28 protein-coding genes are annotated in these 24,676 nt (G+C 47.3%); 9 read left to right on the top strand and 19 right to left on the bottom strand.

Translation table 11 applies throughout. From position 1 onward, the window contains the following. Nucleotides 1–97: 97 nt before the first annotated feature. Nucleotides 98–481: a pancreas/duodenum homeobox protein 1 gene (locus ACZ45G_RS29845; RefSeq protein WP_464174268.1), complete on the top strand. Its 384-nt coding sequence runs from the start codon at nucleotides 98–100 to the stop codon at nucleotides 479–481. Nucleotides 482–562: 81 nt separating this feature from the next. Here ACZ45G_RS29845 and ACZ45G_RS29840 read toward each other — a convergent pair whose 3' ends face one another. Next, nucleotides 563–1,093, bottom strand: a complete 531-nt coding sequence (locus ACZ45G_RS29840; RefSeq protein WP_464174267.1) for a peptidylprolyl isomerase — start codon at nucleotides 1,091–1,093, stop codon at nucleotides 563–565. A 138-nt stretch (nucleotides 1,094–1,231) separates the two neighbouring features. After that, nucleotides 1,232–2,317, bottom strand: a complete 1,086-nt coding sequence (locus ACZ45G_RS29835; RefSeq protein ID WP_464174266.1) for an HD-GYP domain-containing protein — start codon at nucleotides 2,315–2,317, stop codon at nucleotides 1,232–1,234. A 244-nt stretch (nucleotides 2,318–2,561) separates the two neighbouring features. Here ACZ45G_RS29835 and ACZ45G_RS29830 point away from each other — a divergent pair, with 244 nt between their 5' ends. Genes ACZ45G_RS29830 through ACZ45G_RS29820 form a run of 3 tightly spaced genes read left to right on the top strand, consistent with a single transcriptional unit; the run spans nucleotide 2,562 to nucleotide 3,857 of the window. Further along, complete coding sequence (locus tag ACZ45G_RS29830; protein WP_464174265.1) at nucleotides 2,562–2,915, top strand: MFS transporter; 354 nt, start codon at nucleotides 2,562–2,564, stop codon at nucleotides 2,913–2,915. 2 nt (nucleotides 2,916–2,917) lie between these two features. Continuing rightward, nucleotides 2,918–3,067, top strand: a complete 150-nt coding sequence (locus tag ACZ45G_RS29825; RefSeq protein ID WP_464174263.1) for a hypothetical protein — start codon at nucleotides 2,918–2,920, stop codon at nucleotides 3,065–3,067. 34 nt (nucleotides 3,068–3,101) lie between these two features. Next, nucleotides 3,102–3,857, top strand: coding sequence for an MFS transporter (locus ACZ45G_RS29820; RefSeq protein ID WP_464174261.1), 756 nt, complete (start codon nucleotides 3,102–3,104; stop codon nucleotides 3,855–3,857). Nucleotides 3,858–3,969: 112 nt separating this feature from the next. On the opposite strand, the gene ACZ45G_RS29815 is transcribed toward ACZ45G_RS29820, so the two are convergent. From ACZ45G_RS29815 to ACZ45G_RS29790, 6 genes are read right to left on the bottom strand one after another with little or no spacing between them, the layout of a single operon-like run. Continuing rightward, on the bottom strand, nucleotides 3,970–4,371 hold the full coding sequence (locus ACZ45G_RS29815) for a hypothetical protein (protein ID WP_464174260.1): 402 nt from the start codon (nucleotides 4,369–4,371) through the stop codon (nucleotides 3,970–3,972). A gap of 15 nt (nucleotides 4,372–4,386) precedes the next feature. After that, nucleotides 4,387–7,473: a pilus assembly protein gene (locus ACZ45G_RS29810; protein ID WP_464174258.1), complete on the bottom strand. Its 3,087-nt coding sequence runs from the start codon at nucleotides 7,471–7,473 to the stop codon at nucleotides 4,387–4,389. Nucleotides 7,474–7,507: 34 nt separating this feature from the next. Then, the gene (locus ACZ45G_RS29805; protein WP_464174257.1) at nucleotides 7,508–8,065 is read right to left on the bottom strand and encodes a pilus assembly PilX family protein; all 558 of its coding nucleotides are present in this window, start codon (nucleotides 8,063–8,065) and stop codon (nucleotides 7,508–7,510) included. A gap of 23 nt (nucleotides 8,066–8,088) precedes the next feature. Further along, nucleotides 8,089–8,658, bottom strand: a complete 570-nt coding sequence (locus ACZ45G_RS29800; RefSeq protein WP_464174256.1) for a PilW family protein — start codon at nucleotides 8,656–8,658, stop codon at nucleotides 8,089–8,091. Continuing rightward, nucleotides 8,655–9,149 carry a prepilin-type N-terminal cleavage/methylation domain-containing protein gene (locus ACZ45G_RS29795; protein WP_464174254.1) on the bottom strand — a complete coding sequence of 165 codons (495 nt, stop codon included), beginning with the start codon at nucleotides 9,147–9,149 and terminating at the stop codon, nucleotides 8,655–8,657. The genes ACZ45G_RS29800 and ACZ45G_RS29795 overlap by 4 nt, the downstream gene beginning before the upstream one ends. A 24-nt stretch (nucleotides 9,150–9,173) precedes the next feature. Beyond that, a complete protein-coding gene (locus ACZ45G_RS29790) occupies nucleotides 9,174–9,611 on the bottom strand; it encodes a GspH/FimT family pseudopilin (protein WP_464174253.1) in 438 nt (145 codons plus the stop codon). Between the two features lie 329 nt (nucleotides 9,612–9,940). On the opposite strand from ACZ45G_RS29790, the gene ACZ45G_RS29785 reads away from it, so the two are divergent. Continuing rightward, nucleotides 9,941–10,069: a hypothetical protein gene (locus ACZ45G_RS29785; protein WP_464174252.1), complete on the top strand. Its 129-nt coding sequence runs from the start codon at nucleotides 9,941–9,943 to the stop codon at nucleotides 10,067–10,069. Nucleotides 10,070–10,098: 29 nt separating this feature from the next. Here the strand turns inward: ACZ45G_RS29785 and ACZ45G_RS29780 are convergent, their stop codons facing one another. Beyond that, nucleotides 10,099–10,785: a spermidine synthase gene (locus ACZ45G_RS29780; RefSeq protein WP_464174251.1), complete on the bottom strand. Its 687-nt coding sequence runs from the start codon at nucleotides 10,783–10,785 to the stop codon at nucleotides 10,099–10,101. A gap of 171 nt (nucleotides 10,786–10,956) precedes the next feature. Here ACZ45G_RS29780 and ACZ45G_RS29775 point away from each other — a divergent pair, with 171 nt between their 5' ends. After that, nucleotides 10,957–12,177, top strand: coding sequence for a M24 family metallopeptidase (locus ACZ45G_RS29775; RefSeq protein WP_464174250.1), 1,221 nt, complete (start codon nucleotides 10,957–10,959; stop codon nucleotides 12,175–12,177). Here ACZ45G_RS29775 and ACZ45G_RS29770 read toward each other — a convergent pair. Beyond that, a complete protein-coding gene (locus tag ACZ45G_RS29770) occupies nucleotides 12,174–13,358 on the bottom strand; it encodes an acetate/propionate family kinase (RefSeq protein WP_464174249.1) in 1,185 nt (394 codons plus the stop codon). The two genes, ACZ45G_RS29775 and ACZ45G_RS29770, sit on opposite strands and share 4 nt — an antisense overlap. A gap of 47 nt (nucleotides 13,359–13,405) precedes the next feature. After that, nucleotides 13,406–14,077 (bottom strand): GntR family transcriptional regulator, encoded by a 672-nt coding sequence (locus ACZ45G_RS29765; RefSeq protein WP_464174248.1) that lies wholly within the window; start codon nucleotides 14,075–14,077, stop codon nucleotides 13,406–13,408. A 286-nt stretch (nucleotides 14,078–14,363) separates the two neighbouring features. On the opposite strand from ACZ45G_RS29765, the gene ACZ45G_RS29760 reads away from it, so the two are divergent. Then, entirely contained in the window at nucleotides 14,364–15,278 is a 915-nt protein-coding gene (locus ACZ45G_RS29760) for an AEC family transporter (protein WP_464174247.1), read from the top strand. 30 nt (nucleotides 15,279–15,308) lie between these two features. Here the strand turns inward: ACZ45G_RS29760 and ACZ45G_RS29755 are convergent, their stop codons facing one another. From ACZ45G_RS29755 to ACZ45G_RS29730, 6 genes are all read right to left on the bottom strand, one after another. Further along, nucleotides 15,309–15,917 (bottom strand): TetR/AcrR family transcriptional regulator, encoded by a 609-nt coding sequence (locus ACZ45G_RS29755; RefSeq protein ID WP_464174245.1) that lies wholly within the window; start codon nucleotides 15,915–15,917, stop codon nucleotides 15,309–15,311. Nucleotides 15,918–16,072: 155 nt separating this feature from the next. Continuing rightward, nucleotides 16,073–18,049 carry an anaerobic carbon-monoxide dehydrogenase catalytic subunit gene (gene cooS / locus ACZ45G_RS29750; protein WP_464174244.1) on the bottom strand — a complete coding sequence of 659 codons (1,977 nt, stop codon included), beginning with the start codon at nucleotides 18,047–18,049 and terminating at the stop codon, nucleotides 16,073–16,075. Nucleotides 18,050–18,433: 384 nt separating this feature from the next. Further along, nucleotides 18,434–19,183, bottom strand: a complete 750-nt coding sequence (locus tag ACZ45G_RS29745; protein WP_464174242.1) for an N-acyl homoserine lactonase family protein — start codon at nucleotides 19,181–19,183, stop codon at nucleotides 18,434–18,436. 84 nt (nucleotides 19,184–19,267) lie between these two features. Beyond that, complete coding sequence (locus ACZ45G_RS29740) at nucleotides 19,268–19,999, bottom strand: amino acid ABC transporter ATP-binding protein (protein ID WP_464174241.1); 732 nt, start codon at nucleotides 19,997–19,999, stop codon at nucleotides 19,268–19,270. Beyond that, entirely contained in the window at nucleotides 19,996–21,012 is a 1,017-nt protein-coding gene (locus ACZ45G_RS29735) for an amino acid ABC transporter permease (RefSeq protein ID WP_464174240.1), read from the bottom strand. Before ACZ45G_RS29735 ends, ACZ45G_RS29740 begins: the two co-directional genes overlap by 4 nt. A 73-nt stretch (nucleotides 21,013–21,085) precedes the next feature. Beyond that, a complete protein-coding gene (locus ACZ45G_RS29730; protein WP_464174239.1) occupies nucleotides 21,086–21,907 on the bottom strand; it encodes a transporter substrate-binding domain-containing protein in 822 nt (273 codons plus the stop codon). A gap of 377 nt (nucleotides 21,908–22,284) precedes the next feature. Here ACZ45G_RS29730 and ACZ45G_RS29725 point away from each other — a divergent pair, with 377 nt between their 5' ends. Next, on the top strand, nucleotides 22,285–22,905 hold the full coding sequence (locus ACZ45G_RS29725; RefSeq protein WP_464174238.1) for a metallophosphoesterase family protein: 621 nt from the start codon (nucleotides 22,285–22,287) through the stop codon (nucleotides 22,903–22,905). Further along, entirely contained in the window at nucleotides 22,905–23,996 is a 1,092-nt protein-coding gene (locus ACZ45G_RS29720) for a ParB N-terminal domain-containing protein (RefSeq protein WP_464174236.1), read from the top strand. The genes ACZ45G_RS29725 and ACZ45G_RS29720 overlap by 1 nt, the downstream gene beginning before the upstream one ends. Before the next feature lie 25 nt (nucleotides 23,997–24,021). Here the strand turns inward: ACZ45G_RS29720 and ACZ45G_RS29715 are convergent, their stop codons facing one another. Together ACZ45G_RS29715 and ACZ45G_RS29710 are read right to left on the bottom strand one after the other, a co-directional pair. After that, a complete protein-coding gene (locus tag ACZ45G_RS29715) occupies nucleotides 24,022–24,381 on the bottom strand; it encodes an ANTAR domain-containing response regulator (protein ID WP_464174235.1) in 360 nt (119 codons plus the stop codon). Continuing rightward, nucleotides 24,302–24,511, bottom strand: coding sequence for a hypothetical protein (locus tag ACZ45G_RS29710; protein WP_464174234.1), 210 nt, complete (start codon nucleotides 24,509–24,511; stop codon nucleotides 24,302–24,304). Before ACZ45G_RS29710 ends, ACZ45G_RS29715 begins: the two co-directional genes overlap by 80 nt. Between the last annotated feature and the right edge of the window lie 165 nt (nucleotides 24,512–24,676).

Here is a 24,676-nt window from a genome sequence, read left to right as displayed (position 1 = left end):
AGCCCATCTTTTTTAACCCTTGATTTTATAGGGCAGGTCTAATAAAAAAAGAATTTCATAATGTATACTTAAGCAGATATAAGGATTAGTGATCATAATGAATCAGACCGGTTTAGAAAAAATAGCCAACCAGGATTTTTTGGACACCCTTTTGCCCCCGGAAAAAAGCGATCAATTTTTTGAAGCTTTATACGGGGATGCCTCAGATGGTGCCTATGATATCCGGTTGGAGTGTATCTGCGTTGCCTCGGACAGGATTGTGCTGGCCTTTAATCTCATCCAGCGGCCCGGAAAATGCCTGGTCTGCAATCTGACCTATGGGCTTCCCACCGTTTTCCAACGCCACCCCCTGATTGACATCAAAGGCATGGTCAGCAAAATTGAAGCCTCCGGTCTTAGCATATCAAGCTGGCGTTTGGGAGAGACAGAGGAAAACAGCTCCTCTCTCCATGTGATTCCCCTGTATCTTAATTTGTCATAGCCCTATATTTCAGAGAAGACAAAAAAAAGGCCGGATTGAATCTTAAATCCGGCCTTTTCCTGTTTTTTTCAATGGTCCGCTCTAAGCTTTGGGAAGCTTTGGAAAAGATTTATTCAATACTTTATTCCATTCATCCACCTTGGGTTTTACCTTTTTTAAAAGGGCGCCAACATTTCCCTGGATGGTAATCTTTTCAATGATGTCACCCTGGGCAATGCTGTCCACAATTTTCTGGTCCTCATCTGTTTCAACCGCACCAAAAACAGTGTGCATCCCGTCAAGGTGAGGAGTTGCGCCATGGGTGATGAAAAACTGGCTGCCGTTTGTGCCGGGTCCTGCATTGGCCATGGACAGGATACCGGCCTTTTCATGTTTCAGGTCTTTTTTGAATTCATCTTCAAATTCATACCCGGGGCCCCCCATACCGGTTCCATAAGGACACCCGCCCTGGATCATAAAATCCGGGATGACGCGATGGAATTTAAGGCCATTATAATATTCTCTTTGGGCAAGATTTACAAAATTGCCACAGGTAAAAGGGGTAAGATCTGCAAATAATTTGATGCGAATCGTTCCCTTGCTCGTTTCCATTAAAGCGGTTAAGTCTGCCATATATATCTCCTTGGGTTAAAAAAATTATGACCAAATATTAAGGTTTTCTCGTTAATTGTCAAACGAAAAGATGAGACAGATTGTCCGGGATGATTATACCAGATATCTGTTGTGATCAGGAAACAGGGGCTTTGCCTTTCATGTCTGGATACAGATTTGATCTCTTTCACTGAGCTTGAATTTTTTCAGGCTTACTTGATCCAGGAATCCGGATTCATTCCTGATTTTTACAAAGGTATCAAAATTTTCCAAAAAAATATCGGTGATATCCGGGTCAAAATGAGCCCCCTTTTCCCTTCGGATAATGTCATGGACCATTTCAGGGGGATAAGGATCTTTATAGGGCCGCTTGGAAGTCAAAGCATCAAAGGTATCTGCAATGGCCACGATTCTCCCGGAGAGGGGAATTTTTTCTCCTGAAAGCCCATTTGGATACCCTTTTCCGTTAAATTTTTCATGGTGGCACAGGGCAATTTCCTCTGCCATTTGAAGTATCCTGGACTTTGACCGGGACAAAAGTTTTGCACCGATAAGGGTATGACGCTTCACAACATTAAACTCATCTGTAGTGAGTTTCCCAGGCTTCAATAAAATTTTGTCTGGAATTCCGATTTTCCCGACATCGTGCATGGGAGCAGCAAAGCCGATGGTTTCGATAAATTGATCGGATTGATTGAGTTTTTGGCTGATCAAAGCAGAATAGTCCCCGATCCGGACGATATGGTCCCCTGTATCTTCATCTTTAAATTCCGAAGCCATGACCAGGCGGTGTATGGAGTCCACATAGGCCTCCTTGAGTTCTTCATGGGCGTTTTTGGTTTCTTCCTTCAGACGGCGCTCCCGCAAGACCCGCCGGATTCTCAATATGATTTCCTGGATTGAAAAGGGTTTTTCAACAAAATCGCTGGCTCCGATATTGATAATTTCATCGTATTGATACCCCCTTGCCTGGCCCGTCATGACAATGACATCTGCAAAAAAATGGGTGAGAATTTGCGTGGCCAGTTCAATCCCGCTCATTTCCGGCATATTGATATCCGTGATGACAACATCAAAGGGTATCTTGGAAAGCAGGGCAAGGGCTGATTTCCCGTCAGGGGCCACAGTACAATCGTGGCCGGCAACCTTCATTGCCCTTTGAAACATGCTTAGGATGGCAGTCTCATCGTCAACAATCAGAATGTGTGCCTTATGGGGCGAATCGTTTCCGGAGTTCTTCCACATGGTGTTCCTGTTTGTTTATATCGTTATTTTAAAAAAATCATTGGGGCAACTATTTGATCTCACTTTTGAAACATTTTTAAAAAATACACATTCCCTCCCGGGTGTGTCAAGAAAAAACTGGGAGGCATGGGCTTTGTATTCTCATGGCAGCCTATTGGAGCCGCTTTGTATTATTGCTTGATTCAATGCCTGCCCTATGAGATAGATTCCTGGATAGAGATTCTCGAACAAAGGATATATACCAATGAAAACAAATCAATTGACTGGACCGCCCATGGGGTTGGCCTGGTTTATCTGGGGTCTGGGGGCCCTTTTTTATCTGGTTGGATTTTTCCAGCGGGTGGCCCCCGGAGTTATGACCCGGGAACTGATGCAAGATTTTCATATCTCGGCTTCGGGCCTGGGACATTTATCCGGCCTGTATTTTTATGCCTATGTGGCCATGCAGATTCCCACGGGGATTCTGGCCGACACCCTGGGACCTAGAAAACTTCTCACTGCCGGATGTCTTGTGGCAGGCCTGGAAACCCTTCTTTTTGCCCTGTCCCCCGTTTTTTTTGGGCCGGACTTGGCCGACTGCTCATTGGCGGATCTGTAGCCGTGTCGTTTGTAGGGGTCCTCAAACTTTCCTCTTCCTGGTTTCCTCAACGTTTCTATGTCTTTGTCGCGGGCAATGCCCTGTCCATCGGTCTCATTGGTGCGGTTACCGCCGGCCTTCCTTTAAGGTTTCTCATGGACACCTTCCATTGACGAAAGGTTATTGGCGTCACTGGTGTGATGACCCTTGGCCTGGGGGGGGCTGATCTGGTTTGCTGTCAGGGATTGGCCCCAGGAAAAAGGATACCCGGGATTCACAGAAAAAATACCCACGAAAATCCCTTTGTCCTGGAGCAATATTTACCAGGGCCTTTTAACGGTGCTTGAATACCGGAACACCTGGCTGTTGTTTATTATCCCCGGTGGAATCGTGGGGTGTATTCTTACCTTTTCCGGACTCTGGGGGGTGCCCTATTTAATATTCCATCATCAACTGAGCCCGGCCAGGGCAGCTGCCCTATCTTCTATTTTGCTGGTGGGCTGGGCCCTGGGATCCCCTTTTTTCGGATGGCTGTCCGATTCTCTGGGAAAACGCAAACCCCTATATATTATCGGCAATATGGGGGCCTGTCTGGGATGGTCATTGATCCTGTTTTGGGAAAGCCTCACCTTCTGGCTACTTGCCATGATTCTCTTTGGGACGGGGTTTTTTTCAGGCTGCATTATCCTAAGCTTTGCCTTTGCCAGGGAATCGGTTCCCCCCTCCCTGTCCGGAACCGTGTCCGGCCTGACCAATATGGGGGTAATGATGGGTCCCATGCTGCTCCAGCCCCTGGTGGGGCTGATCCTGGACAGGCATTGGACCGGCCAGATGCTGGAGGGGGTAAGGGTCTATTCCCTGGATGCCTATGAGCTTGGGTTCATTCCCATGATGGGGTGGGTTCTTTTGTCGGGTTTGCTCCTTTTGTTTACCCGGGAAACCCATTGCCGCCAGATGGTATGAGCGGTTTTTACAAGGACAGTCTCTTTTTTTTTGTCTATTTTCCGGAAAATTAAAGACGGCCTGGATTAACAGCCCGCCTTTAATTAAACATAGGATATTCCGTTTGCAGGTCCTATTTTTTTGGTTTTACCTGGATCTGTTCGCCAACAAGGGATTTATTGGACAACTCAATCCCATCGACAATCACCCGTTGTCCAATTTCCAGATCTGAGATATCAATGGTATTGCCATGGGTGTCAATCAGTTTTGTCCGACGTATCTCATTTAAATAGGAATACTCAGTGATTAAAATGATTTTTTCAGCCACAACAATATTGGGACCACCTTGATTGATTTCCATAATAGTTGCAACGAGGGTAAAGGGATTGGCCTCTTGAGGGTCGATGACAATACCTGAAAATGGTTTGGCGTCTTTTGTTTGTGCATAAATATCAGGGAGGCCCAAATACCCGGTACCCATTATGATGACTGCCGCTACCACCATGAAAACGGTAATTTTTTTGGTAAATTTCATAATTATTCCTTTTTTTTAAAGTGCCTGGCGCCAATAGAAGCGGTTCATGCTCAAATCTTCAACCGGGTCTATTGTTTCAATACCGCCTTCAACGCCAACATAGATAACCGCACCCGAAGCAAAAACAGCAACGACGGGTGAGGATGCAATGGAGCTTCCGATAACCTTGCTACGGTCTCGTTTGCCATAGGTCACAGTTTTTCCCTCTCCATCAGTTTCATCTGTCGATTCATCATAGTCTTGCACTGCCCCACCGGTTAAATAATCAACCGCATAAAATCTGGATATGCCGAGTCCGCCAGCCTGGGCGCAGGGATCAACGAGATCAGGGGCATCGGCGGGTTCGGGTTCATATGTTGTAAAATACAGGACACCGTTATAAACAATAACCGAAGATATGATTTTCTCACCGGGATTCTCCAACTCGAAGAACCATCCTCTGCTGTTTTCCAATGAGACTGCTGTTGCTTCTTTTTGGATATCGGTTCCCAGCTGAATCAGATTGTCGGTGACATTCACTAGATCGGATTCCGTCAATGTTGTAAATGTAGTTGCATTTTCCCAGTTGTTTCGAATGGCGTATATTCTGTTGACCACACCGGTTTCCTCGGGATCGGCCCGATCACCGGTGCCGAAAAATATCATGTCCTCCCCCTCTTCAAGCAAAATGTCGGGAGAGTAGAAAATTTTGCGCCCGCCGGCAGAAAATAATTTTCGGCCGGTCCAGGTGCCGTCACCGCCGATGATGGAATCGGTCGCGTCAACATCTTCATCTTCAAATGCCCACATGTTTCCGTTCAGATCTCCGGCATATACCCGGTCCGTATAGGTATCTTCATCCGAGTCAAACCCCGTGGCATCGGTTATACAATGGGTCATACCCGAATTGACGGCATTGAAATTCAGGGCGCTCAATGAGCCGTCTGTAATATCGATGGTAAAGACGGCTTTGCCTTTAGTATCATTGCCAACCGGTGCATCCTCGTCCTGTTTCTCATCATATCCCCCGGCTATGAGGAATACGGATTCAGAGGTGGTTGTCCCTGTCTTGATCTTATGTACCGAGGGAGAACTCCATGACTGTCCAAGGTTTGCATCTGTCCCATCCACATCACCGTCAATGTTGGAATCGGCTAACGCCAGAATATCCTGACCAACGGTGTATTTGAAAGTGGGGACGGCAGGGTTGGTGATGTCAAGTGCGTAGTAATTGTGTCCCCCACGGCGTTCCCCGAAAAACAGGGTCTTGTTTGTGCCATCATCGTAGACGATGGGGGGGGCATCCACATAGTAGTCGTGGTCATCGATGTTGTCCGAGAGCAATTGGAGTCGGCTGAGCTGTTCCCGGGGGATAAAGCCCCACACCTCACTGCCGTCACTGTCCTTAAAGGCATGCATGGGACCTCTGTTGGTACCGACAAAGATATAGGACTCGTTTGAAAAACCATCATTGTCTGTGTCATAGCCGACCACCACGGGTTGGGAGTGGAGGACATCTCCCATTTTCCAGTCACTTTCCAGCGCAATGATATCGGTAATGACCGTGTCTTTTTTAATGTTATCCGTGACCCCAAGTTCCGTAAAGGTCAAATCTGAATTGGATGTGGAAAAAAGATTGGTGGTATCGGTAAGATCAGCGTTTGTTCCAAGATAGGTATAAAGGGTTCGGCTTGAATTGCCCTGGAGTACTTCACCCAGCCCCCCTTCGGTGACATCCGGTCCGTCGGCTATGTCGGACCAATAGGATCGGGCGTTGTCTTTGATCTTGCCGTTTGTATTGGTGGCCGCAACCCCATCGGCATCAAGAATCTCACCATCCGAGCCAAGCCCGAATTTTTTGACGTTCCCTGACCATCTGCCCTTCTCGCCCGGCATGAAAAACCCCAGATACAGATCATTTCCGGCATATGTCTGGTTCATATTGCTGACCGGGATCACCGGGGAGACATAGGAGGCATTGACTTCTTTTATCTTACTTAAGATGGATGTAAAAGCCTCGGATAACCCGGAGATGCTGCTGGTATTGTAGTAGGATCCTCCACCGTTTTGAGCCGTATCTTCAAGGAGCTGCTGGTCGGTTTGAAACCCAATGGTGTAGGTGATAATATTCTGCCTTTCAAAGGAGATATCTCCTGTCCCAAGTCCCGGGTTGCAGTCATTGGTATAAAGGTATTGGGCCACATCGTCCAGATAATCCGAGCTGTAGTCCGAAGTTGAATCCCCTGAATTTCCGTCATTGTCATAATCACCAATTTTGTCGCCGTTGATATAAAGCCCATCTTTCAGTTTCCAATCATTGTCCTCGGTGGGATCCCCGTCGGTCATCAGGATGATATAGTTTTTTTGACACCGGTAATCCATGGGGCTGACATAGGTATCCGAGGTGGTCAAAAGATCATCTGTGTAATCACCTTTTTCATTAAACCAGCTTTTATCTCCAGCATAATAAAGCCCTGCCTCGGCCAGGGTTTCGGCAAGGGGCGTATAACCGCTGGCTGGCAAGCCGTTCACTGCCGCCACCAGTTCAGTTTTGTAAGTTTCATTTCCGGTGACGGATTGAATCGCCTTGACCACCCGGCCACCTTGCTTATAATTGAACCGCATCAACCCGAATTTTACATCCTCGGTATCTTGTATCAGGTTTGCGATAACCGCCTTGGCCACATCGATTCTAGAGTTCTTAACACTGCCTTCACCGGTTTCATAATTTCGATAATTTCCCAAATAAAGGGATCTGCTGTACCCACCGCAGGCAGTGCTACTATATATCCGCGCTCTGGTCAGCCCCTCTGTTTTAAGTGTATCTTTGATAGCGGTACAAGAAATGTTATCCACATCGCTGATAAAGGAATACCAGCGTCTGTCGTACAACTGGTAAACTTTGTTGGTCGTATAGGGACCTGAATAGGTGGTGCTGGGATTATAATACTCCGAGGGAACATCTTCGGTGGACATGCTGCCCGATGTATCAAAAATGATGAGAATGTTGGGCTCCACGGAAATGCTTCCGCTTCCGTAGATAGAGGTGTCATCTGCATAAAGCAAAATTGCCGGCGCCATCACCATTATTATCAAGGTGAGTATGAAAAAATGTCTCTTCATGTTGTATCCTTCCATAATATAACTAATTATGTGTTTAATACTTGTTAAACGTTTTCCAAACCCCAGCCTGGACAACGGTGTTGCCGGCATTGGATGTTGAGGTGATGCTGTAACGGCGGACTTCGAAATTTTTAATGCTGTATCCCGATCCTACCGGCGGATTTCCCTTGTGGGGCATGGTCGGCATCACATCCGCCACACTGCCGGGATCGATTACGGGGGTAGATATATTTGTATCGAAAACCGGGGTATTTGTTCCTTCAATGCACCGGACCTGGATGGTTGCCACGGGATTACCATTTGCATCGCTTGAAATGGAGTCAAATGTTGCAAATGCCACGGTTTCCGGAAGGACCAAAAATGCATTGGTCAGCCAGTCGACAAAATTAATGCGGGCGTCATTGATCCCGCTTTCTGCCTGGTAGAATTCTGAGGAGGAAAGCTGTTCATTCCTGACGATGGTGGTCTCATTGTTTGATATGTTGATAGCGGCAACACCGGAAATGGTCAATATCATCAGCACCATCAGAGCAAAAATCATCACCATGCCGTCTTCGTTGTTCACCGTTTTTTTGATCAGGAAAATATCCATGGTCTCCTCTCTTGGCCTGGCAATCATTGGTTTCTAAGCCTCACCCGTTCGGTCAATTCTCTTGTGACAGTGCCATCGCGGCCTGCCGGCGCCACAACAATCATGTTGATGACGATTGTGGCGGGATCAGCCGGGTCATCATAGGTAAAATTCAGGGCCGTCACGTTGTCCATGAGCACCGCGTCTGTGGTCACATCATTGTCCAGCCGCTGTATGAGTTGGGTCCCGTTGAGAAAATAGTCGATTTGCTCATTATTGCCCAGTGTTACGGCACCATCGTAGTCCAGGTCGGCAATGAACCCGATGGCATTTGCAGTGGTCACTGGAAAACAGTTTCCGATGGTGCCCAACGGGTCCAGGCTGGCAAGGCGTATATCCTGGGCCATCAATGTGATGGCCGAGCGAATGTCCTGCTGTGTACTGGCCCGCACGGTTTCCGTGGTGTAGGACCTTGTAAGGGCGGTGTACACCGAGACGACCGCCGTCATCACAATGGAACTTATTGCGATGGCAATCAGCAGTTCGATCAGGGTAAACCCGGTGTTGGATAAACGGTTGGTTGTACCCCTTTGCCGTGTGTGGTGTGGCATCATAACCCCCCCCCGGTTGTGACCGCAGATAAGCTAACCGTTCTTGTCCCTCTGCCCACAAATGGAAAGGAGACGGTGACGGTGACCGTTCTGGCAAAGCTACTGACTGTATCTGTAAGTGGATCGATACCAATGGTACCATCGGTGTCATCATAATAGGGCTCTATTGTCCAGGACCGGGTGTAGATACCGCCGGGCGCTTCGTTTTCATCCATTGGATTGCCGGGGTCAAAGATTTCTGTGTTCAATACGCCGTTCAGGATGTCAGTGCCGCTGGTAATGTCCCCGTTTTTAATGACCTCCATCTGTGACCGGGCCAGGGCTGTGGCCTGGGTAAATGTGTTGCCGGTTTTGTTGTTCCTGACAGTGGAGATCTGCATTGCGGCCACCGCCAGAAGGCCGACAGACATGATGCCCATTGCCATGATGACTTCTATTAAGCTGAATCCCTTCGTATTTTTTGATAGGGGAATCGTAAATTTTGGCTTTTTCATCTATGTGCTCTCCTATGATCGGGCTTAAGGAATGGTAATGTGGCCAAGCCGGTTAACAGAAACGGAACTTTGATCGCCGCCCCGGGTTATCACAGCCTTCCTCTCAATTATTGTGGGACATCTTCCCTTCCCATCGAACTGGAGAAGATTACCCGCCAATAATGTTGAGGCAGCAAGATCGATGGCCACCCCGCCCTCAAAGGTTCTATTCCTTAGTGTTCCCCCACTGTTATTAACAACCGTGTACCCGTTGGCCGTGAAATTGACGACGACGGTTGCATTGTTCTGGATGGCGGACTGCTTTGCCACTGCCAAATCACCCGCAAGGGTGTCGACCGCGCCGTTAAACTGGGCATTGGTTCTCCATGTGATCCAGTTGGGAATGGCGATTGCGGAAAGTATGCCCACAATAGCGATGACAATCATTAACTCCAAAAGGGTAAAACCGTATTTATTCGTCACCTTCCTATCCTTTTTTTGAACCGTCATTATATTTAATAAAAAAAGTATAGCAGAGGATTGTGAATAAATCGAGGGATACTGTGGGCAAATTGGAGAATATGCACCCGGATACGCCGGATTTTTTGTTCTTTTTTTCGGTATAATCATTTGATTCCAAATTTCCCCTTTTTTAATTATGTATTCATTTTCCATGCCAGAACGGTTAAAATTGTAGTGATCAAGTGTTTTTATCAAAGCCCTCCCCAAAAAAATGGAAAAAAGGACGGATGCTTCTTATATTTCAAACAGATTGATTGATTCTATTTCATCAAAGTGATTAAATTTCGCCCATGGGCCGTGTGCATCAAGGGGCTGCACTGACAAAAAATGGCCTGGCATTGACAAAAAAAGAAAAGTTTGCAGGTTTTCAACGGTCCTTTCTTGCAGGTGTTGTGGAATTCATGCTTGCCCAGGTCTGAGGATTTCGCCCCGGCATTATTCAGCCGTTCTATGTTTTCTTCTTTGTTGCCAAAAAAACAGCATGGGAATAACCGCCTTTGCCGGCCCGCTTAAACTCAGCGGAAAATCCAGCCTTGGCAAGGCGGGTCATGAATCCTTTGTCATGGTCTTCCCCCCAGACAGCAAAGGTTCCTCCGGGATTTAGGGCACGGTGGGCACGTGTTATGGCGCGGCTCCCGTATACGGGGTCCTCTCGTTTGTCCGTGCGGGAATGGGGGCCGCGGTAGAGGTCCAAGATAATGGCATCAAACCGCTCATTGCCGCCCTTTTGGGACGCATGGTGTATGCCGTGGACAACATCTCCGATTTCAAGACGAACCCGGGGGTCGAAAACGGCACCATTGGTTAGATCTGAAAGCGGTCCTTGGCACCATTGGCAGATTTTCGGATTGAGTTCCCAGACCACGATCTCTGCTGTTTTGGCCAGGGAATCCAGTACTGCCCTGAGGGTGATACCCATTCCCATACCTCCCATAAGAACCCGTGGGGCCAGGTGGTTTGCCAGAGGCTTGACCCCAAAATTTCCCAGGGCGACCTCCGAGCGCTGGGCCATGGAGTTCATGAGCACCTGGGTGCCAAGGGTGATGATAAAGTCTCGTTTACCCCGCTGGCGAAGTTCCAGGGTGCCTTCCGTTTGGGTAATGAATCGATCAATAACTTTCCAGGGCAGGGCCATGAACAACTCCTTTCTCTTGCATGATTAAACTCATCTTTTACAAAGTTTGACCGGGGTAAGTCAATTTTTTCTTCACGGGTTTTCATACCTTTGGTGTGAAGGGGCTTGGCAAAAGATATATCATTGTTGTATGGTTTTTGTTGTAAAACCGTTGTAAAATAGGGACAATTCGTGTATTTTTTTCCCATGAATCCTGACCTAACCTTGGACATCACCCCGGTGCCTGAAATCCTTTCCCGGATCAACACCTTGAAAATCCATATGGAAGCGGCGGGTGTCCAGGCTCTTTTTGTGACCCATAGGCCAGATATTTATTATTTTTCCGGTACGGCCCAGGACTGCTATCTATATGTTTGCCTGGACAAGGCTCCCCTGCTCTTTGTCAAACGCTATCTGCCCAGGGCTATTCTTGAGACAGCCATAAAGGACGTCCTTCCCATCTTGTCTGTCACGCAGATCCCCGATGGGATAGTTTTTGCCCATCAAAGGCTTCCATCCACCATGGGACTGGCCTTTGATGTGGTACCGATCAGGGATTATCAATTCTACCAGGGCCTTTTCAACAAAACGGAGATTCTGGATGGCACCCCTTTGATTGAAGCCTGCCGCCAGATCAAATCGACCTATGAAATCCAACAGATGGAATCGGCTGCAGGGGTTTCCAAAAAAACCTTTGATTTTATGACAAAAAATCTGACCCCCGGGGTTTCGGAAATGGAATTTTGCGGGAGAATAGAAGCCTTTGCCCGGTGCCAGGGTCATTCGGGCAAACTCCAGATGCGCCATTATCGGTCAGAAGGCTTTTCTTTTCATCTGATGAGCGGAGAAACCGGAGGCCTGGCGGGTGCGCTGGATTCACCGGTCTGCGGTACCGGCACCTGCACGGCCTATCCCTTTGGGGCAGGGCCCAAGCTAATCCGGGAAAATGAGCCCATTCTCATTGATTTGGGCACCATGGTCAAGGGGTACCATATGGATGAATCCAGGATGTTTGTTATCGGAAAGATGGAACCCGCTGCCATGGCTGCAAGTTTAGCCGCCTTGGAATTACTTAATTTTATCCAGGAAGCCATGAAACCCGGTGCCGTGATGGGGGAAATTTTTAATTCCGCTGTAAAGGCGGCGGCAAAAATGGGGTATGCAAATGAATATCTGGGGCTGCCTCATTTGAAATCCCGGTTTGTGGGCCATGGAATTGGTCTGGAATTGGTGGAGAATCCAATCCTGGCAAAGGGCAGGTCCACACAGCTTAAACCGGGAATGGTTTTCGCTGTGGAACCCAAGTTCATCTTCAAGGACCGTTTTGCAGCGGGGATTGAAAGTGTGATTCTTATCACCGACAGGGGCAGCCGGTTTTTGAGTCAAACCGAAAATCAGGTTTTTTGTTGTTAATGACCAGTTGAGTCTTCCAACACCTGGCAGGTTTCCGTTGCAATCTGGAGTTCCTCATTGGTGGGCACCACCCATACCTGGATCCGGCTGTTGGTCCCGTGAATCCTTCGGGGATCCGGGGACCTGACATCATTTTTATCCGGGTCAATTTCAATGCCTAAAACCGAAAGGCCTGCCAGGGCTTTTGCCCGGACGATGCTGTCATTTTCCCCAACACCGGCGGTAAAAACCAATCCATCCACATGGCCGAGTACAGCTGCATAGGCCCCAATATATTTTTTGATCTGGTAGGCAAACATTTCAACCGCCAGGCTGGCCAACTTGTCACCCTGGGACGCCTTGGCATGGATATCCCGTAAATCATTGAGGCCGCATATGCCCAATAGCCCGCTTCGTTTGTTCAGAACTTCGTCTATTTCCATCTGGGTCATGCCGGTGTTGTTCATCAGATATCCAAAAATAGCCGGGTCCAGGTCACCGGACCTGGTTCCCATCATCACCCCGGCAAGGGGGGTCATGCCCATGGAGGTATCCTGACATTTCCCTTGTTTAATGGCACAAATGGAACAGCCATTGCCCAAGTGCAACGTGATCAGGTTCACCTCCCTGGGGTTTTTGCCCATAAGCTCCGCGGTTTTGTTGGCGATATATTTGTGGGAGGTTCCGTGGAAGCCGTATTTGCGGATTTTATAATTTGTATAGTATTCATAGGGAAGGGCGTAAAGAAAGGCTTTTGGAGGAATAGTCTGGTGAAAATTGGTGTCAAATACGGCCACCTGGGGTTTACCGGGAAAAAGCGCTTCCGCCAGCTGAATCCCGACAAAGTTAGGGGTGTGCAGGGGGGCCAGGGGAATGTTGGCCTGGATGGCCTTTTTAACCGTCTCATTGATCCGGGTGGCTGCCTTGAAGGCCTCTCCCCCCTGGACCACGCGATGTCCGACGGCATCAATTTTCTGGGTGAGAAGATCCGCCACAAGCATCATGGCTTCCTGGTGGTTTGGGATAGGCTGTGTCTTTTTTGTTTTCTGTTCTTTGCCCTGGGAGAAGTCTTTATGGGTCAGGATTCCTTGTGTTTCTCCAATCCTTTCCACAAGGCCACCGGCCAGGACACTTTGGGTGTCCATATCAAATAGCTGATATTTTAATGAAGAACTGCCCGTGTTTATTACCAGTACATTCATGGGATTTCCTTTTTAAAAATAATAAATAAATGGGTGCGATAAAATACTCAATTTTGTTCTGTCATGGCATAAAATTGTTTGATAAAGGCTTCATGGACAGAATAAGACCAGTGAAAATCCTTTAAGATCACAGCGGCTTGCTGGGGATTTCCCTGTTTTAAAAAATTAATAAAGCGTAAATGCTCTTCACAATTTTTCAGTTCCCAGTCACGGATATAACTCTGGCCCTGAAAATCGTACAACCTATGTTTAATGGGGAGCATGAATTTATTGAAAAGCGGATTGTTAGAAAGCGTATTAAAAACAGTGTGAAAGGCCAGGTTTGTTTGAAACAACTGTGAAAAATCATTATTATTAACATCTTTGATCATCCGTTCATTGAGTTCCTCCAACCGGGATATATGGGAGGGGGTTATTCGATCAAAACAATCCAGGATAATAGAGGCCTCAATGATGCCAATTGCCTCATAGGCATTTTTTACATCAGTTAACTCAAGGGCATTGACCATCACGCCCCTTCTGGGAAGGATGGTGACAAATCCTTCTATCTCAAGGTGAATCAATGCATCCCTCAGGGGGGTTTTGCTGATACCCAGTTGTTCTGCAATCTTATTGAGATTAATGGTGGAACCTCCCGTCATGCTGCCGGTGGTCATTTCATTTCTCAGGTATTCATATACCTGCTCTCGCAATGATATGACATTTAGCTGGGTCTTCATTTTTTATGGGGCCCCTTGGTTTCCATGTTCTGTTAATAACCTTTCTAATATATGCTATCAGAGGGCCCCCGTCAATAAACGGAATCCCATTGTCTTATCTGATACATCAGATATCAGATAAGGGTCAAGTAAAATATTCCTTTCCATAAAAATACTTTTGGGTATTGAAATAAACCAACAACCCTGTGTATAGTCGAATTCTTTGAATCCCTGGGTAAATTGTAGACAGGGCTTGTCAATATTAACCTTGGGATTAACCCTAGGATTAACTTAGGAAGAACAGACCATGATTATCCTGGATACCATACTCCCGTTGTTTGTCCTTCTTTTGCTGGGCTGTGGGTTGAGACTTACCCAGATCACCAATGAATCCTTTTTAAAAACAGCCGATAAGCTGGTCTATTATATATTTTTTCCTGCCATGCTGTTCTGGAAAATAGGTAATTCAAGCGGCAGTACGGGGTTCAGTCTTGGGCTCTGTCTGGCAGGCATTTTAGCAGTTGTTTTGGTGTTTAGTCTAAGCCTGGCTTTTATTCATAAAAGTCAAATGCCCGGGTTCCAGGCCGGCTCTTTCTCCCAGGCCTGTTATCGGTTTAATACCTATATCGGGATGGCCATTGTCATGAATACCTTAGGGGAGGAAGGGGTCAGGCATTTTGGCATTTTGGTGGGGTTTGTCATTCCCTTGATCAATGTTTTGGCGGTTTGTGTTTTAATCTGGCATTCAGACCAGAACCTTAACACCAAGCAGAAACTCATTTTTTTTGCCAGAGCCCTTCTTTCCAACCCATTGATCCTGGGATGTGTGGCAGGAATTTTGGTTTCAAAATCTGGTTTTGTCTTCCCCAGGGCAATGAACAATACCTTTGGCCTGATGACATCCATCACCCTGCCCCTGGCATTGATTTCCATTGGCGGCACCTTGAGTTTTAAGGGGATTGCCTTCCACACAAGGGCATCTCTTGTTGCCGCTTGTTTTAAATTGCTGGTGCTGCCTGTGGTGGGATTTATACTGCTAAAGATTTTTTGTGTGACCGGCATTCCCTTTAAAACGGGAATGATCTTTTTTTGTCTCCCGACTTCCACGGCCATCTATATTCTGTCCGCCCAATTAAATTCCGACACCGAGCTTGCATCATCCGCTATTATGCTCTCCACACTCTTTTCTGTTGTTTCCCTGTCAGTGGCGCTTCTTTTATAAAAATCAGGGTCCTGGAAAAGTATTGGTGGTTTATTGGGGGGTGTTTTGAATTTCCAATGCCGTTAACGCAGTTTTTTTCATGAAAAGAGAAATTTCTTTTAGGGTGGCCATGTCATCGACTGAGTTCCTTAGAATACCAAAGCCTTCGGAAAGTGCCAAAATGGTTTCAGCGGCCCTTTCTTTATGGGCTATTTTGACAAGACCCTTTTCTTCCCAGGCCGCCATTTCAGCAATGCCAAAATCAATGAACCTTTTCATCAAGCCTTTTATTTTGACCTTGATCTGCTCGTTTCTGAAACCCATGGCGTAACAGGACCAGAAAACCGCATCCCGCTGGGGCATGGTGCCACTGGTATCAAAGACCATATCCAGAAGGCCTTCAAGCCTTTCTTTGGGGGTGGTGTATTTTTTTAGTTCTTCAAGGTAGACGGTCATGGAAGAGTCATAGAGATAATCCACCATTTCCATTATCAGCCCTTCCTTGCTTTTAAAATAGTGGATCAAAAGCCCTGAATTTACCCCCATTCGGGTGGCAACTTTGCCAATGGTCATGCCCATGAATCCTTCTTCTTCCACCACCTTGTAAGTGTGCCTCAAGATTTCAGGTTTGCGGATATGTGATATGCTTTTTCGACCCATTGTATCTCCAGTGTTTTATTGTTTGTCTGATCATTAATATATTATTCTCCTATTTGTTGTCAATTTTTTTGTTTCACTCCCTTAGGATACGCCGGGATAATGGGGGGGGGGTAGGAAACCCAGCCAGGCAGAGGCCTGGCTGGGTTAGGAATTGATCAGGCAATCTCCCGCCTGTTGGACATGTCAAAAAGGGTTCTTTCCCTTGTTTTATCAATGCCCAGTTCTTTTCGTTTTTTGTCAATATGGGCAATCATCATGCGGGCGAGTTCAATGGGATCGGCTGCGGTTCCCCATTTTCCATACCCCTGTTCTTCGAGCCCATTAAACAAAAGGTCATGGAATTTTGTTCCCTTAATGGAGGGGAACCCAATGCCAAAGACCGTGTATACGCCGGAAGACACAAAGTACTGACCAATGGCCAACGCTTTTTCACTCATCCATTCCGGAGCACAACCGGCAACGGGAAGGTCGGCAATGCTCTTGCCAAGGCCGCCGGCTTCCACCATGGCCGAGGCCGCAATGAGAATCCGGGTGTTGTCCACACAGGAGCCCAGTCCCAGGACCGGGGGCATGCCCACTGTTTCGCAGACCTCAGCAAGACCCGGACCTGCCAGAACAGCCGCTTCCGGAGTTAAAAACCCTGCCTTGGCAAGCGCTATCTGGGAGCACCCGGTCTGGAGAACCAGCACATCATTTCGGATCAGCTCCCGGACCAGGGCCACATGGAAGGAGTCCTGTTTGACCTTGGGGTTGGTACAGCCCACAACCCCTGCAACTCCCCGGATTCTGCCGTTGATAATGTTTTCGTTCAGGGGAGAATAGGACCCCCTGAAGGTACCGCCCAACATGTATTCGATGTATTCATGGGAAAATCCGTGGACCCCTTTTTGGATCTGTTTGGGAATTTCAACGGGCATGCTTCTGGAACCGAATCGGGTAATGGCCTTGGTCAGAATCTGGTCGGTGCAGGTCTTTGGATCCCGTTCTTCAAACTCAATATGGGTGGCCCCTTCAATGTGGCACCTGGGATTGGTGGTGATCAAATGGGTATCGTAGCATTTGGCCACAGAGGCCAGTCCCTGTTTGATGCACTGAATATCCACAACCATGGCATCCACAGCCCCGGTTACAATGACCGCTTCGGTGGAGCTGAAATTACCGGCATGGGGAATCCCGTGGCGGGACATCATCTCCGCCCCTGAACAGCACATGCCCACCAGATTGATTCCCGCAGCGCCTTTGGTCTTGGCCTCTTCAATGTAAAACGGGTCTGACACCGCTGCCAGTATCCCTTCAAACATGGCCGGTTCGTGGCCATGGACAATAATGTTGACATGGTCTTCCTTGAGAACCCCCATGTTGACATCTGCCGCGGTGGGAGAGGGCGTGCCAAACATGATGTCGGACAATTCCGTTGCCACCATGGAACCGCCCCACCCATCTGCAAGAGCGGTCCGACTGATCTGCTTGGTGAGATTTTTATAATCCTGGTCGCATCCGATATGGGTCCGGCTCATCAGTTCCATGACCTCCCGCATGGCACCCCTGGGCACGATACCGCCCTTTCGCCATTGTTCCAGGGTTGCCTTTGGGGCCCGTCGGGTAAAGGGCATTTCTCCCTCCACATTGGAAAAAGTTTTTTCCAATTCAACATAGAGTTCCTTGGCCACTGCATAGACTTCTTTGCCCTCAACGTCTATCCCCACGGATTTTGCCACCCGTTCAAGCTTGATGGTGTCCTTGATGGTAAAATCCTTGACATGACCGTCGATGATGTCCTTAAACAATTTTAAAATATGCATGCCGTGGTCGCTATGGGAAGCAGTGCCCGTGGCCACATTCCGGGCAAAGTTACGGGCCTGTATGGTATCAATGGTAGCGCCGCAGACCCCGACTTTTTTATAGGGGTCTCTCGGGTTCAGGCGACAGGGGCCCATGTAGCAGTGTTTGCAACAGGCAGACTCCACTCCGATGGGACAGGGTTTCATCTCAGTCCCCCGGTCAAGGGCAAGTGACACCCCGTCCCGGCGTGCCTTGTCCAGCATCTGAGCAGTTGCTTCGCACAGGGTCCTTTCCGAGGAAGGGATCTGCTTTTGAATTTTAATGGGTTTAATGGATTTATCACTGGGCATAAGTTATCTCCTTTGAAGTTGATTGAAAGCATTATTTGCCCCAAATCATGGACAAAATTTAAACTAAAAAAATGCCTTTGCTTTATTACAACCTTGGTTTGGAATAGCAGGGCGAAGCAATTGATCCAATTTTCGTAATCCAGTCTTCAGCGAATTCATCCAGAAAGTATAGGTAATTTTTGTTCTTTGCTTGTTAATCCCATCCACCTCCGTCCACCAAGAAGGTAAAATTGATACCAGTATATCACATGCCACATTGTGGCACAAAGAAAAAAAATTAAAAAAATCCATACCCTGTTTTAACAGGTAAAAACGAGGATCTGTATGGCTGGGGAAAAACCCTTCCAGTCCTTTTGGGAAAAGGATCAGGAAGGGTTTGAAAAATTATCCGATACTATTTATGGCAGCAAATCGGGGTTCGTGGAGGGGGATGAGGATATCGGCCTCTCGTTGGACTCTTTCCATTATATCGTAGGCTGAATAGGCATCCACAACGGTACCCGGCGGGATCAGGTTCATTTCCATCCCCCGGATTTCAGGGGGAGGATTATAATTTTCGTCGATGACACAAAAGCCTGTGATGGCGGCAAGACCTTTTTGGGTGTTGATAAAGACAGTGAGGCCGCCTTTTGTATGGACCGGGGTATTCATCACCCGGATACCGTCCACTATCTCCCTATCTTTTGTGATGACCCTGATCTGCCCGTTCTCCTCAATATCGTCGATATAGTCTGATAAATACCGGTAATCCAGGGGATGGGGATTGTGGATAGATTCAAGTTCCTGCTCATGGATATAAAACAAGGCATTTTCACATTTATAGTCATTTTCACAATGGTCCATGTGAAGATGGGTATGGATGACAATATCAATGTCTGAAGGCACAAGCCCGTGGGCTTCCAGGCCCTGTTCAAAGGTATAAATTTTCCCTCCGATGGCTTTTTCCCTGTCCTGGGACTGGATGGGGCTCATTTCGCCGGTATCCACCAGAATTGTCTGGTCCCCCCCCTTGATCAGCCAGGTAAAAATAGGGATGGTGTAAGACTCTCCCTGGCCGTATTGATAGGTCATATAGCTTTTATCAAACACCTTGGTTCCCATGACAATGGGATGGATGGTATAGGTTGTTGTCATTTGCAGTACTCCTTAAAGAAAAAAGCCCTGCTCGGAAATAGTTCCAGCCAGGGCCTGTTGTATTCATTAAAAAAATAAGCTGCTTTAAAGTATCTGTTTTAAGAACAGCTTGGTTCGGGCGTGGCTGGGGGCGGTAAAAAAATGTTCAGGTGTGCCCTCTTCAACGACCATACCCTCGTCCATGAAAATCACCCGATCGGCCACCTCCCGGGCAAATCCCATTTCATGGGTCACACAGACCATGGTCATTCCTTCCTTTGCCAGGGTTTTCATGACATCCAGAACCTCGCCGATCATTTCCGGATCCAGAGCGGAGGTGGGTTCGTCAAAGAGCATGATCTTGGGATCCATGGCAAGGGCCCGTGCAATGGCCACCCGCTGCTGCTGGCCACCGGAAAGATTGGAGGGATGGGCATGGGCTTTTTCAGCAATCCCCACCTTTTTAAGGAGCATCATGGCCTTTTCTTCCCGTTCTCGCTTGCCCCGTTTCCGGACCAGCTGCTGGGCCAGGCAGACATTGCCCAAAATCGTCTGGTGTGGAAAAAGATTAAAAGACTGGAAGACCATTCCCATTTCCGCTCTTACTCGATTAATATTGGTTTTAGGATCAAAGATATCAACCCCGTCCACCAGAATTTGGCCGTGGTCTGCTGTTTCCAAACGGTTCAGGCATCGCAGGAATGTGCTCTTCCCGGAACCCGAAGGCCCAATGACCACTACCACTTCCCCTGCTTCTATCTTGTTTGAAACATTCACCAGGGCACGGACCTCGTGGGGAACATAAAAGGTCTTCGAAATATTGTTGATTTCAATCATTTTTGGGCTGTCCTCCTTTCCAGATACTGAACAAACATGGAAAGCGTAAAGGTCATGAGCAGGTAGAGAATTGCACATAAAATCCACAATTCAAAGGTCTGAAGGCTTGTGGTAATCCCTTCACGGGTTGCTTTTGTCAATTCCCGGATGGAAATCATACCCAACAAGGATGAATCTTTAATTAAATTGATAAATTGACCGGCCAGGGGGGGTAAAATCGTCTTTAATGCCTGGGGAAGAATAATGTAAAACATACATTGAAAATAGCCCATGCCGGCAGACCTGGCAGCTTCCACCTGTCCGGGATGAATGGCTTCAATCCCCGCCCTGACAATTTCAACCACATAGGCGCCGGTGAAAATGGACAAGGCCATAATACCGTACCATTCCGACGGGAGCTTTGGTATCCCGTTCATCATCAATATTTTGTTCATGGTGGTTCCCAGAACAAAATAAAAAATCATGATCTGGACCAGCAGGGGTGACCCCCGGATGATCTCAACATAGGTGATGGCAGACCACTTCAAGAACGGGGTGTTCGACACCCTGGCAACCCCCCCGATGATTCCCAGAAGAATGCCAAAAATTGTGGAGATAAAACTGATCTTCAAGGTGACCCAAAGGCCCTTCGCCATGAGCCCCGGTTTCCAATCCCCCGTGTACTGGGCAATGATATCACCCGGAGAAATTGAGTCCCCTTCGTCCCAGTCAAAGGAGCCGGCCGGAACGGTAAATGTCTTTTGCCCATCCTCGTCTGTGATGACAATATCAAACTTGTCCTTGTTAGGTACGATGGACTCTATTTCTCCATCCGCTTCCACATAAAGGGTGATGGCCTCCTGGTACATGAAATATTTGGGGATTTTAAACCAGCGCCATTGGTATTCCACTGCCACGGTTGCATAATATACAGACCCGAATACCAAAAGCATCAATGCGATGAAGCCGACAACAGAGAATGCATAGGCCGTGGGGTTGCTGAGCCGCTTTATATTGGACATGTTTTGTTCCATTCCTTGTCCTGCCTTAAAAAACGGGCCGACAGAAAACATTCCTGTCGGCCCCGATTAAATTGACACAATCAATCTAGTTTTGAAGATCTTTTTGCCATTTGTCGGATTTGATCCATTTTTCATAGGCTTTGTCATATCTTCCATCATTTTTGTACTGGCGTAAAAAATTATTCAGGAAGTTCAGGAAATCAGGATCTCCTTTTCTAACCGCCATTGCAAGGGGTTCAAAGGTGAAGGGCTCGTTCAAGGCAATTGTTTTACCGGCACCATGCTGTGCCTGCATGATCTCAATCAAGGGAAGGTCGTAAACCGTGGCATCTGCATTGCCCTGGATAACTTCCATACAGGCTTCTGTTTCAACTTCAAATGATTTATAGGTGGCTTTGGGGATCATTCTCTTAACCGCTTGTTCTCCGGTGGTTCCCAGTTTTGATGTGATGGTAAATTTGGGGTCATTGAGGTCTTTGTAAGACAACACTTTGCCTTCATGTTTTTTGTTGAGAAGGATTGCCTGTCCGATAACAATGTAGGGATCGGTGAAATTGATGGCCAGGTTTCTTTCCTGGGTACAAGTCATACCCGAGATGATGATATCATACTTATCCGTGATCAAACCGGGGATAATCCCGTCCCAGGCAGTATTGACAGGTTCGTATTTTACTTTCATAGCCTTTGCAAGGGCTTTTCCCATATCCACGTCAAATCCAATGTATTTTCCCTTGGTGTTGGTCATCTCAAAGGGAAGGTATCCTGATTCCATTCCGACGCGAAGGGTGCCGGATTTTACAATTGCTTCAATGGTGGAAGTTTTGGCAAGTCCGATATCATCTGCGAACACAGGTGCTGATACCAAAAGAAATGCCGCTGCAAATAAAGAAATAAGTACTTTTTTCATCGTCTTCTCCTAAAAAGATTAATGTTTGACTGTTTACAACCGCCTTGGGATGAATCCCGGGGACCTGCAAAAAGCCATGTTAAACAATGATAAACCCTTCTATAGTGAGTTTAATACTTAGCATACCCATTTTAAATGGCAAGCACTATTTGTAAAGAATCCCGCTCAAATCATTTTTTTTTGAGGGAAGGCTCGAGTTCGCCAACATCAGATTCCCATCTGTCTGTCAGAGGAAAGGCGGGTTGACGATAAGGGGGTAAATGGCATATCATGGCTCTGGAAAATAATTTCTCCAGAAATTTAAAAAAAGACATGACCAGGGGAAATTATATTGAAACAAAATCGTATTGTTACAACACCGAATAGTGATCTGGATCATGAATATAAAAAAAAAGAAGCAACATCAATTAAAAATTTTGACGGTGTCTGATGTTATTGATAAGGAATTAACCCGGAAGTTGGAGGAGAAGACCCTTGAGTCCGTGGACCTGATTATTTCCTGTGGAGACCTTGCCCCTGAATATCTGTCTTTTCTACGGGATCGTCTGGATGCACCCCTGTACTATGTGAAGGGAAATCATGATATCCGGTATACCTGGGAAAATCCCATTGGATGTGAAAACATACATGAACGGGTAGTTTCCTTTGGTTCCCTGAATATTTTAGGACTTGAAGGCTCAATTTGGTATAATGGCGGACCCAACCAGTACCCCGATGCCATAATGAAAAAAATGATATTCTGGATGTGGTTTTCCATCTGGCGGAAAGGCCCGATCCATATGGTGGTCACCCATGCTCCCCCCCGGCATATTCATGACCGGGAAGACCGCTGCCACATGGGGTTTGAAAGTTTCAATTCCCTCATAAAAAAACAGTCACCCGATTATTTTGTCCACGGCCATATTCACCAGGAGTTTGAAACACCCGCGGACAGAATAACAAAGGTTCATACCACCCAGGTGATCAATACCTGTGGATACACCATACTTGAGGTCTAATGATGAAAAATTTTCTAAAAACGCTTTTTGGTTCTGATACGTCAAAGGAAGACAACAACCATATCAGTTCTTTTAACGAACAGCAGGCAAAGGAAGAAGATGTGGAGTTTGTTGACCATGGCGTTCAGACCATTGCCCTGGAAAACATCAACGGCAGTGTGGGGAAATATTCTGATTTTGACTCCCGGTTCAGGCCCAAAAAACATGTTTCGGGCAAACGGTTCATGGATATCAAACGGACCATGCGAGAGGGCGGTTCACTTCCACCGGTACAGCTGTACCAGATCCGGAATGCGTATTATGTCCTGGACGGGAATCACCGGGTGGCAGCGGCAAAAGAACTGGGATGGACAGAGATCAAGGCCAAGGTGATAGAACTGTTATCGGGTAAAAACACCCTGGACAACCTGCTGTATATTGAACGTAAAAAATTCTATTCGCGAACAGGCCTGACAGAAAAAATTGATCTGACTGAGGTGGGCAAGTATAATTTTCTGGACAATCAGATTAAAAAACATCAACTTTATCTGGCCGGTCAGTCGGGTCGAGATTGTGATTTTTTAAAAGCGGCAAAAGACTGGTACAATACCATTTATATCCCCATGGTGGCCATTATCGGCAATGGCGGTCTGGTCAAGTATTTTCCGGGCCGGACAGCGGCTGACCTGTACACCTATATTACCTATCATCATTGGCACAGGGCTTCCCCTCGCAAGTACGGCATCGGCATTGACCGGCTCATTCCCAAGAGCATGGAGGGCTTTCGAAAAAGCATGCTGGAAAAAAGCACCCCGGATTATCCTGAAATGAAGCGCACCATTACCGCCTTTGTTCTCATCGACATCGATACATCAACAGGGCTTGTGGTCCTTGATAAATTGTTTGCTCTGGATGAAATGCAAGAGGTCCACTCGGTCCATGGCAGTATTGATATATTGGCCAAGATCGTATTGGAGCGGGATTTTTTGGCCTCGGATGCGGAAGTTATTGCTGAATTTGTGGACCAGCGAGTCCGCAAAATTGAGGGAATCATCCGGACCCAGACCATTATTCCGGGGCTGTCCAGGGTCAAGGAGGGATTTATTTGTTAGTCCGGCCCAAAGGATTCGAATCTATTTATTGTTTATTGAAAATTTCGTAGGAAAGGAGAATGGCTTCTGCCACTTCCCGTAAGGTTTTTCTGGAATCCATGCTCCGTTTTTGCATCCAGCGATGGGCCACCTCTCCTGTCATCTGCCGGTTGATCATAAGAATTTCCTTGGCTTGTTCTACCTTTTTGCGTGCCGCCAGTTCTTCCTGGATGACACGGGTTTTTACCATGAGCTCCGTATTGACGATGGCAACAGCTGACTGGTTGGCCACAGCCCGTAGCAGATTGACTTCTGTTTCTGAAAAATCATGGGAGACTGCGGTGAAACAGTTCAACACCCCGATGGAAACCACCACGGTATCGGCTGCCAGAAGTTCTCCATCCAAAAAACCGCACCCCCTTGGGAGTGATCTCCTTGGTGAACAGGGGCCACCGAAATTGTGCGCCGCAACGTTGGGCATCCTCTTTTTCCTTGCCAAATGCCGCCGGTGCCGGCGGTTTTATCACATTTGCCATCTTATCTCTCCCATAACTGAACTACTCCTGTCTTAGTCGATAGTAACCATACCGGCCCCGAGGCCAGGCGTTGTTTAATCCCTGTAAGGGGAAGGCCTTGCCTCCTGAGAAGATAAAAGGAACGCCGCAAGAGAATCCAAAATACGATCTGCCGGTCCAAAACCG

The organism is Desulfoconvexum algidum (assembly GCF_055382125.1).
Note: the sequence above shows the minus strand (reverse complement) of the source record. Positions and strands in the feature narration are given on the sequence as shown.

Bases quoted from the DNA above. Each gene is read 5' to 3' on its own strand.
- ACZ45G_RS29800 (WP_464174256.1), bottom strand. From the start codon at position 8,658: ATGATGCCACACCACACACGGCAAAGGGGTACAACCAACCGTTTATCC.
- ACZ45G_RS29785 (WP_464174252.1), top strand. From the start codon at position 9,941: ATGGGCCGTGTGCATCAAGGGGCTGCACTGACAAAAAATGGCCTGGCA.
- ACZ45G_RS29805 (WP_464174257.1), bottom strand. From the start codon at position 8,065: ATGGATATTTTCCTGATCAAAAAAACGGTGAACAACGAAGACGGCATG.
- ACZ45G_RS29760 (WP_464174247.1), top strand. From the start codon at position 14,364: ATGATTATCCTGGATACCATACTCCCGTTGTTTGTCCTTCTTTTGCTG.
- ACZ45G_RS29720 (WP_464174236.1), top strand. From the start codon at position 22,905: ATGATGAAAAATTTTCTAAAAACGCTTTTTGGTTCTGATACGTCAAAG.
- ACZ45G_RS29730 (WP_464174239.1), bottom strand. From the start codon at position 21,907: ATGAAAAAAGTACTTATTTCTTTATTTGCAGCGGCATTTCTTTTGGTA.
- ACZ45G_RS29765 (WP_464174248.1), bottom strand. From the start codon at position 14,077: ATGAAGACCCAGCTAAATGTCATATCATTGCGAGAGCAGGTATATGAA.
- cooS (WP_464174244.1), bottom strand. From the start codon at position 18,049: ATGCCCAGTGATAAATCCATTAAACCCATTAAAATTCAAAAGCAGATC.
- ACZ45G_RS29745 (WP_464174242.1), bottom strand. From the start codon at position 19,183: ATGACAACAACCTATACCATCCATCCCATTGTCATGGGAACCAAGGTG.
- ACZ45G_RS29835 (WP_464174266.1), bottom strand. From the start codon at position 2,317: ATGTGGAAGAACTCCGGAAACGATTCGCCCCATAAGGCACACATTCTG.
- ACZ45G_RS29780 (WP_464174251.1), bottom strand. From the start codon at position 10,785: ATGGCCCTGCCCTGGAAAGTTATTGATCGATTCATTACCCAAACGGAA.
- ACZ45G_RS29815 (WP_464174260.1), bottom strand. From the start codon at position 4,371: ATGAAATTTACCAAAAAAATTACCGTTTTCATGGTGGTAGCGGCAGTC.
- ACZ45G_RS29845 (WP_464174268.1), top strand. From the start codon at position 98: ATGAATCAGACCGGTTTAGAAAAAATAGCCAACCAGGATTTTTTGGAC.
- ACZ45G_RS29795 (WP_464174254.1), bottom strand. From the start codon at position 9,149: ATGAAAAAGCCAAAATTTACGATTCCCCTATCAAAAAATACGAAGGGA.
- ACZ45G_RS29810 (WP_464174258.1), bottom strand. From the start codon at position 7,473: ATGAAGAGACATTTTTTCATACTCACCTTGATAATAATGGTGATGGCG.
- ACZ45G_RS29755 (WP_464174245.1), bottom strand. From the start codon at position 15,917: ATGGGTCGAAAAAGCATATCACATATCCGCAAACCTGAAATCTTGAGG.
- ACZ45G_RS29830 (WP_464174265.1), top strand. From the start codon at position 2,562: ATGAAAACAAATCAATTGACTGGACCGCCCATGGGGTTGGCCTGGTTT.
- ACZ45G_RS29770 (WP_464174249.1), bottom strand. From the start codon at position 13,358: ATGAATGTACTGGTAATAAACACGGGCAGTTCTTCATTAAAATATCAG.
- ACZ45G_RS29735 (WP_464174240.1), bottom strand. From the start codon at position 21,012: ATGGAACAAAACATGTCCAATATAAAGCGGCTCAGCAACCCCACGGCC.
- ACZ45G_RS29740 (WP_464174241.1), bottom strand. From the start codon at position 19,999: ATGATTGAAATCAACAATATTTCGAAGACCTTTTATGTTCCCCACGAG.
- ACZ45G_RS29840 (WP_464174267.1), bottom strand. From the start codon at position 1,093: ATGGCAGACTTAACCGCTTTAATGGAAACGAGCAAGGGAACGATTCGC.
- ACZ45G_RS29725 (WP_464174238.1), top strand. From the start codon at position 22,285: ATGAATATAAAAAAAAAGAAGCAACATCAATTAAAAATTTTGACGGTG.
- ACZ45G_RS29710 (WP_464174234.1), bottom strand. From the start codon at position 24,511: ATGGCAAATGTGATAAAACCGCCGGCACCGGCGGCATTTGGCAAGGAA.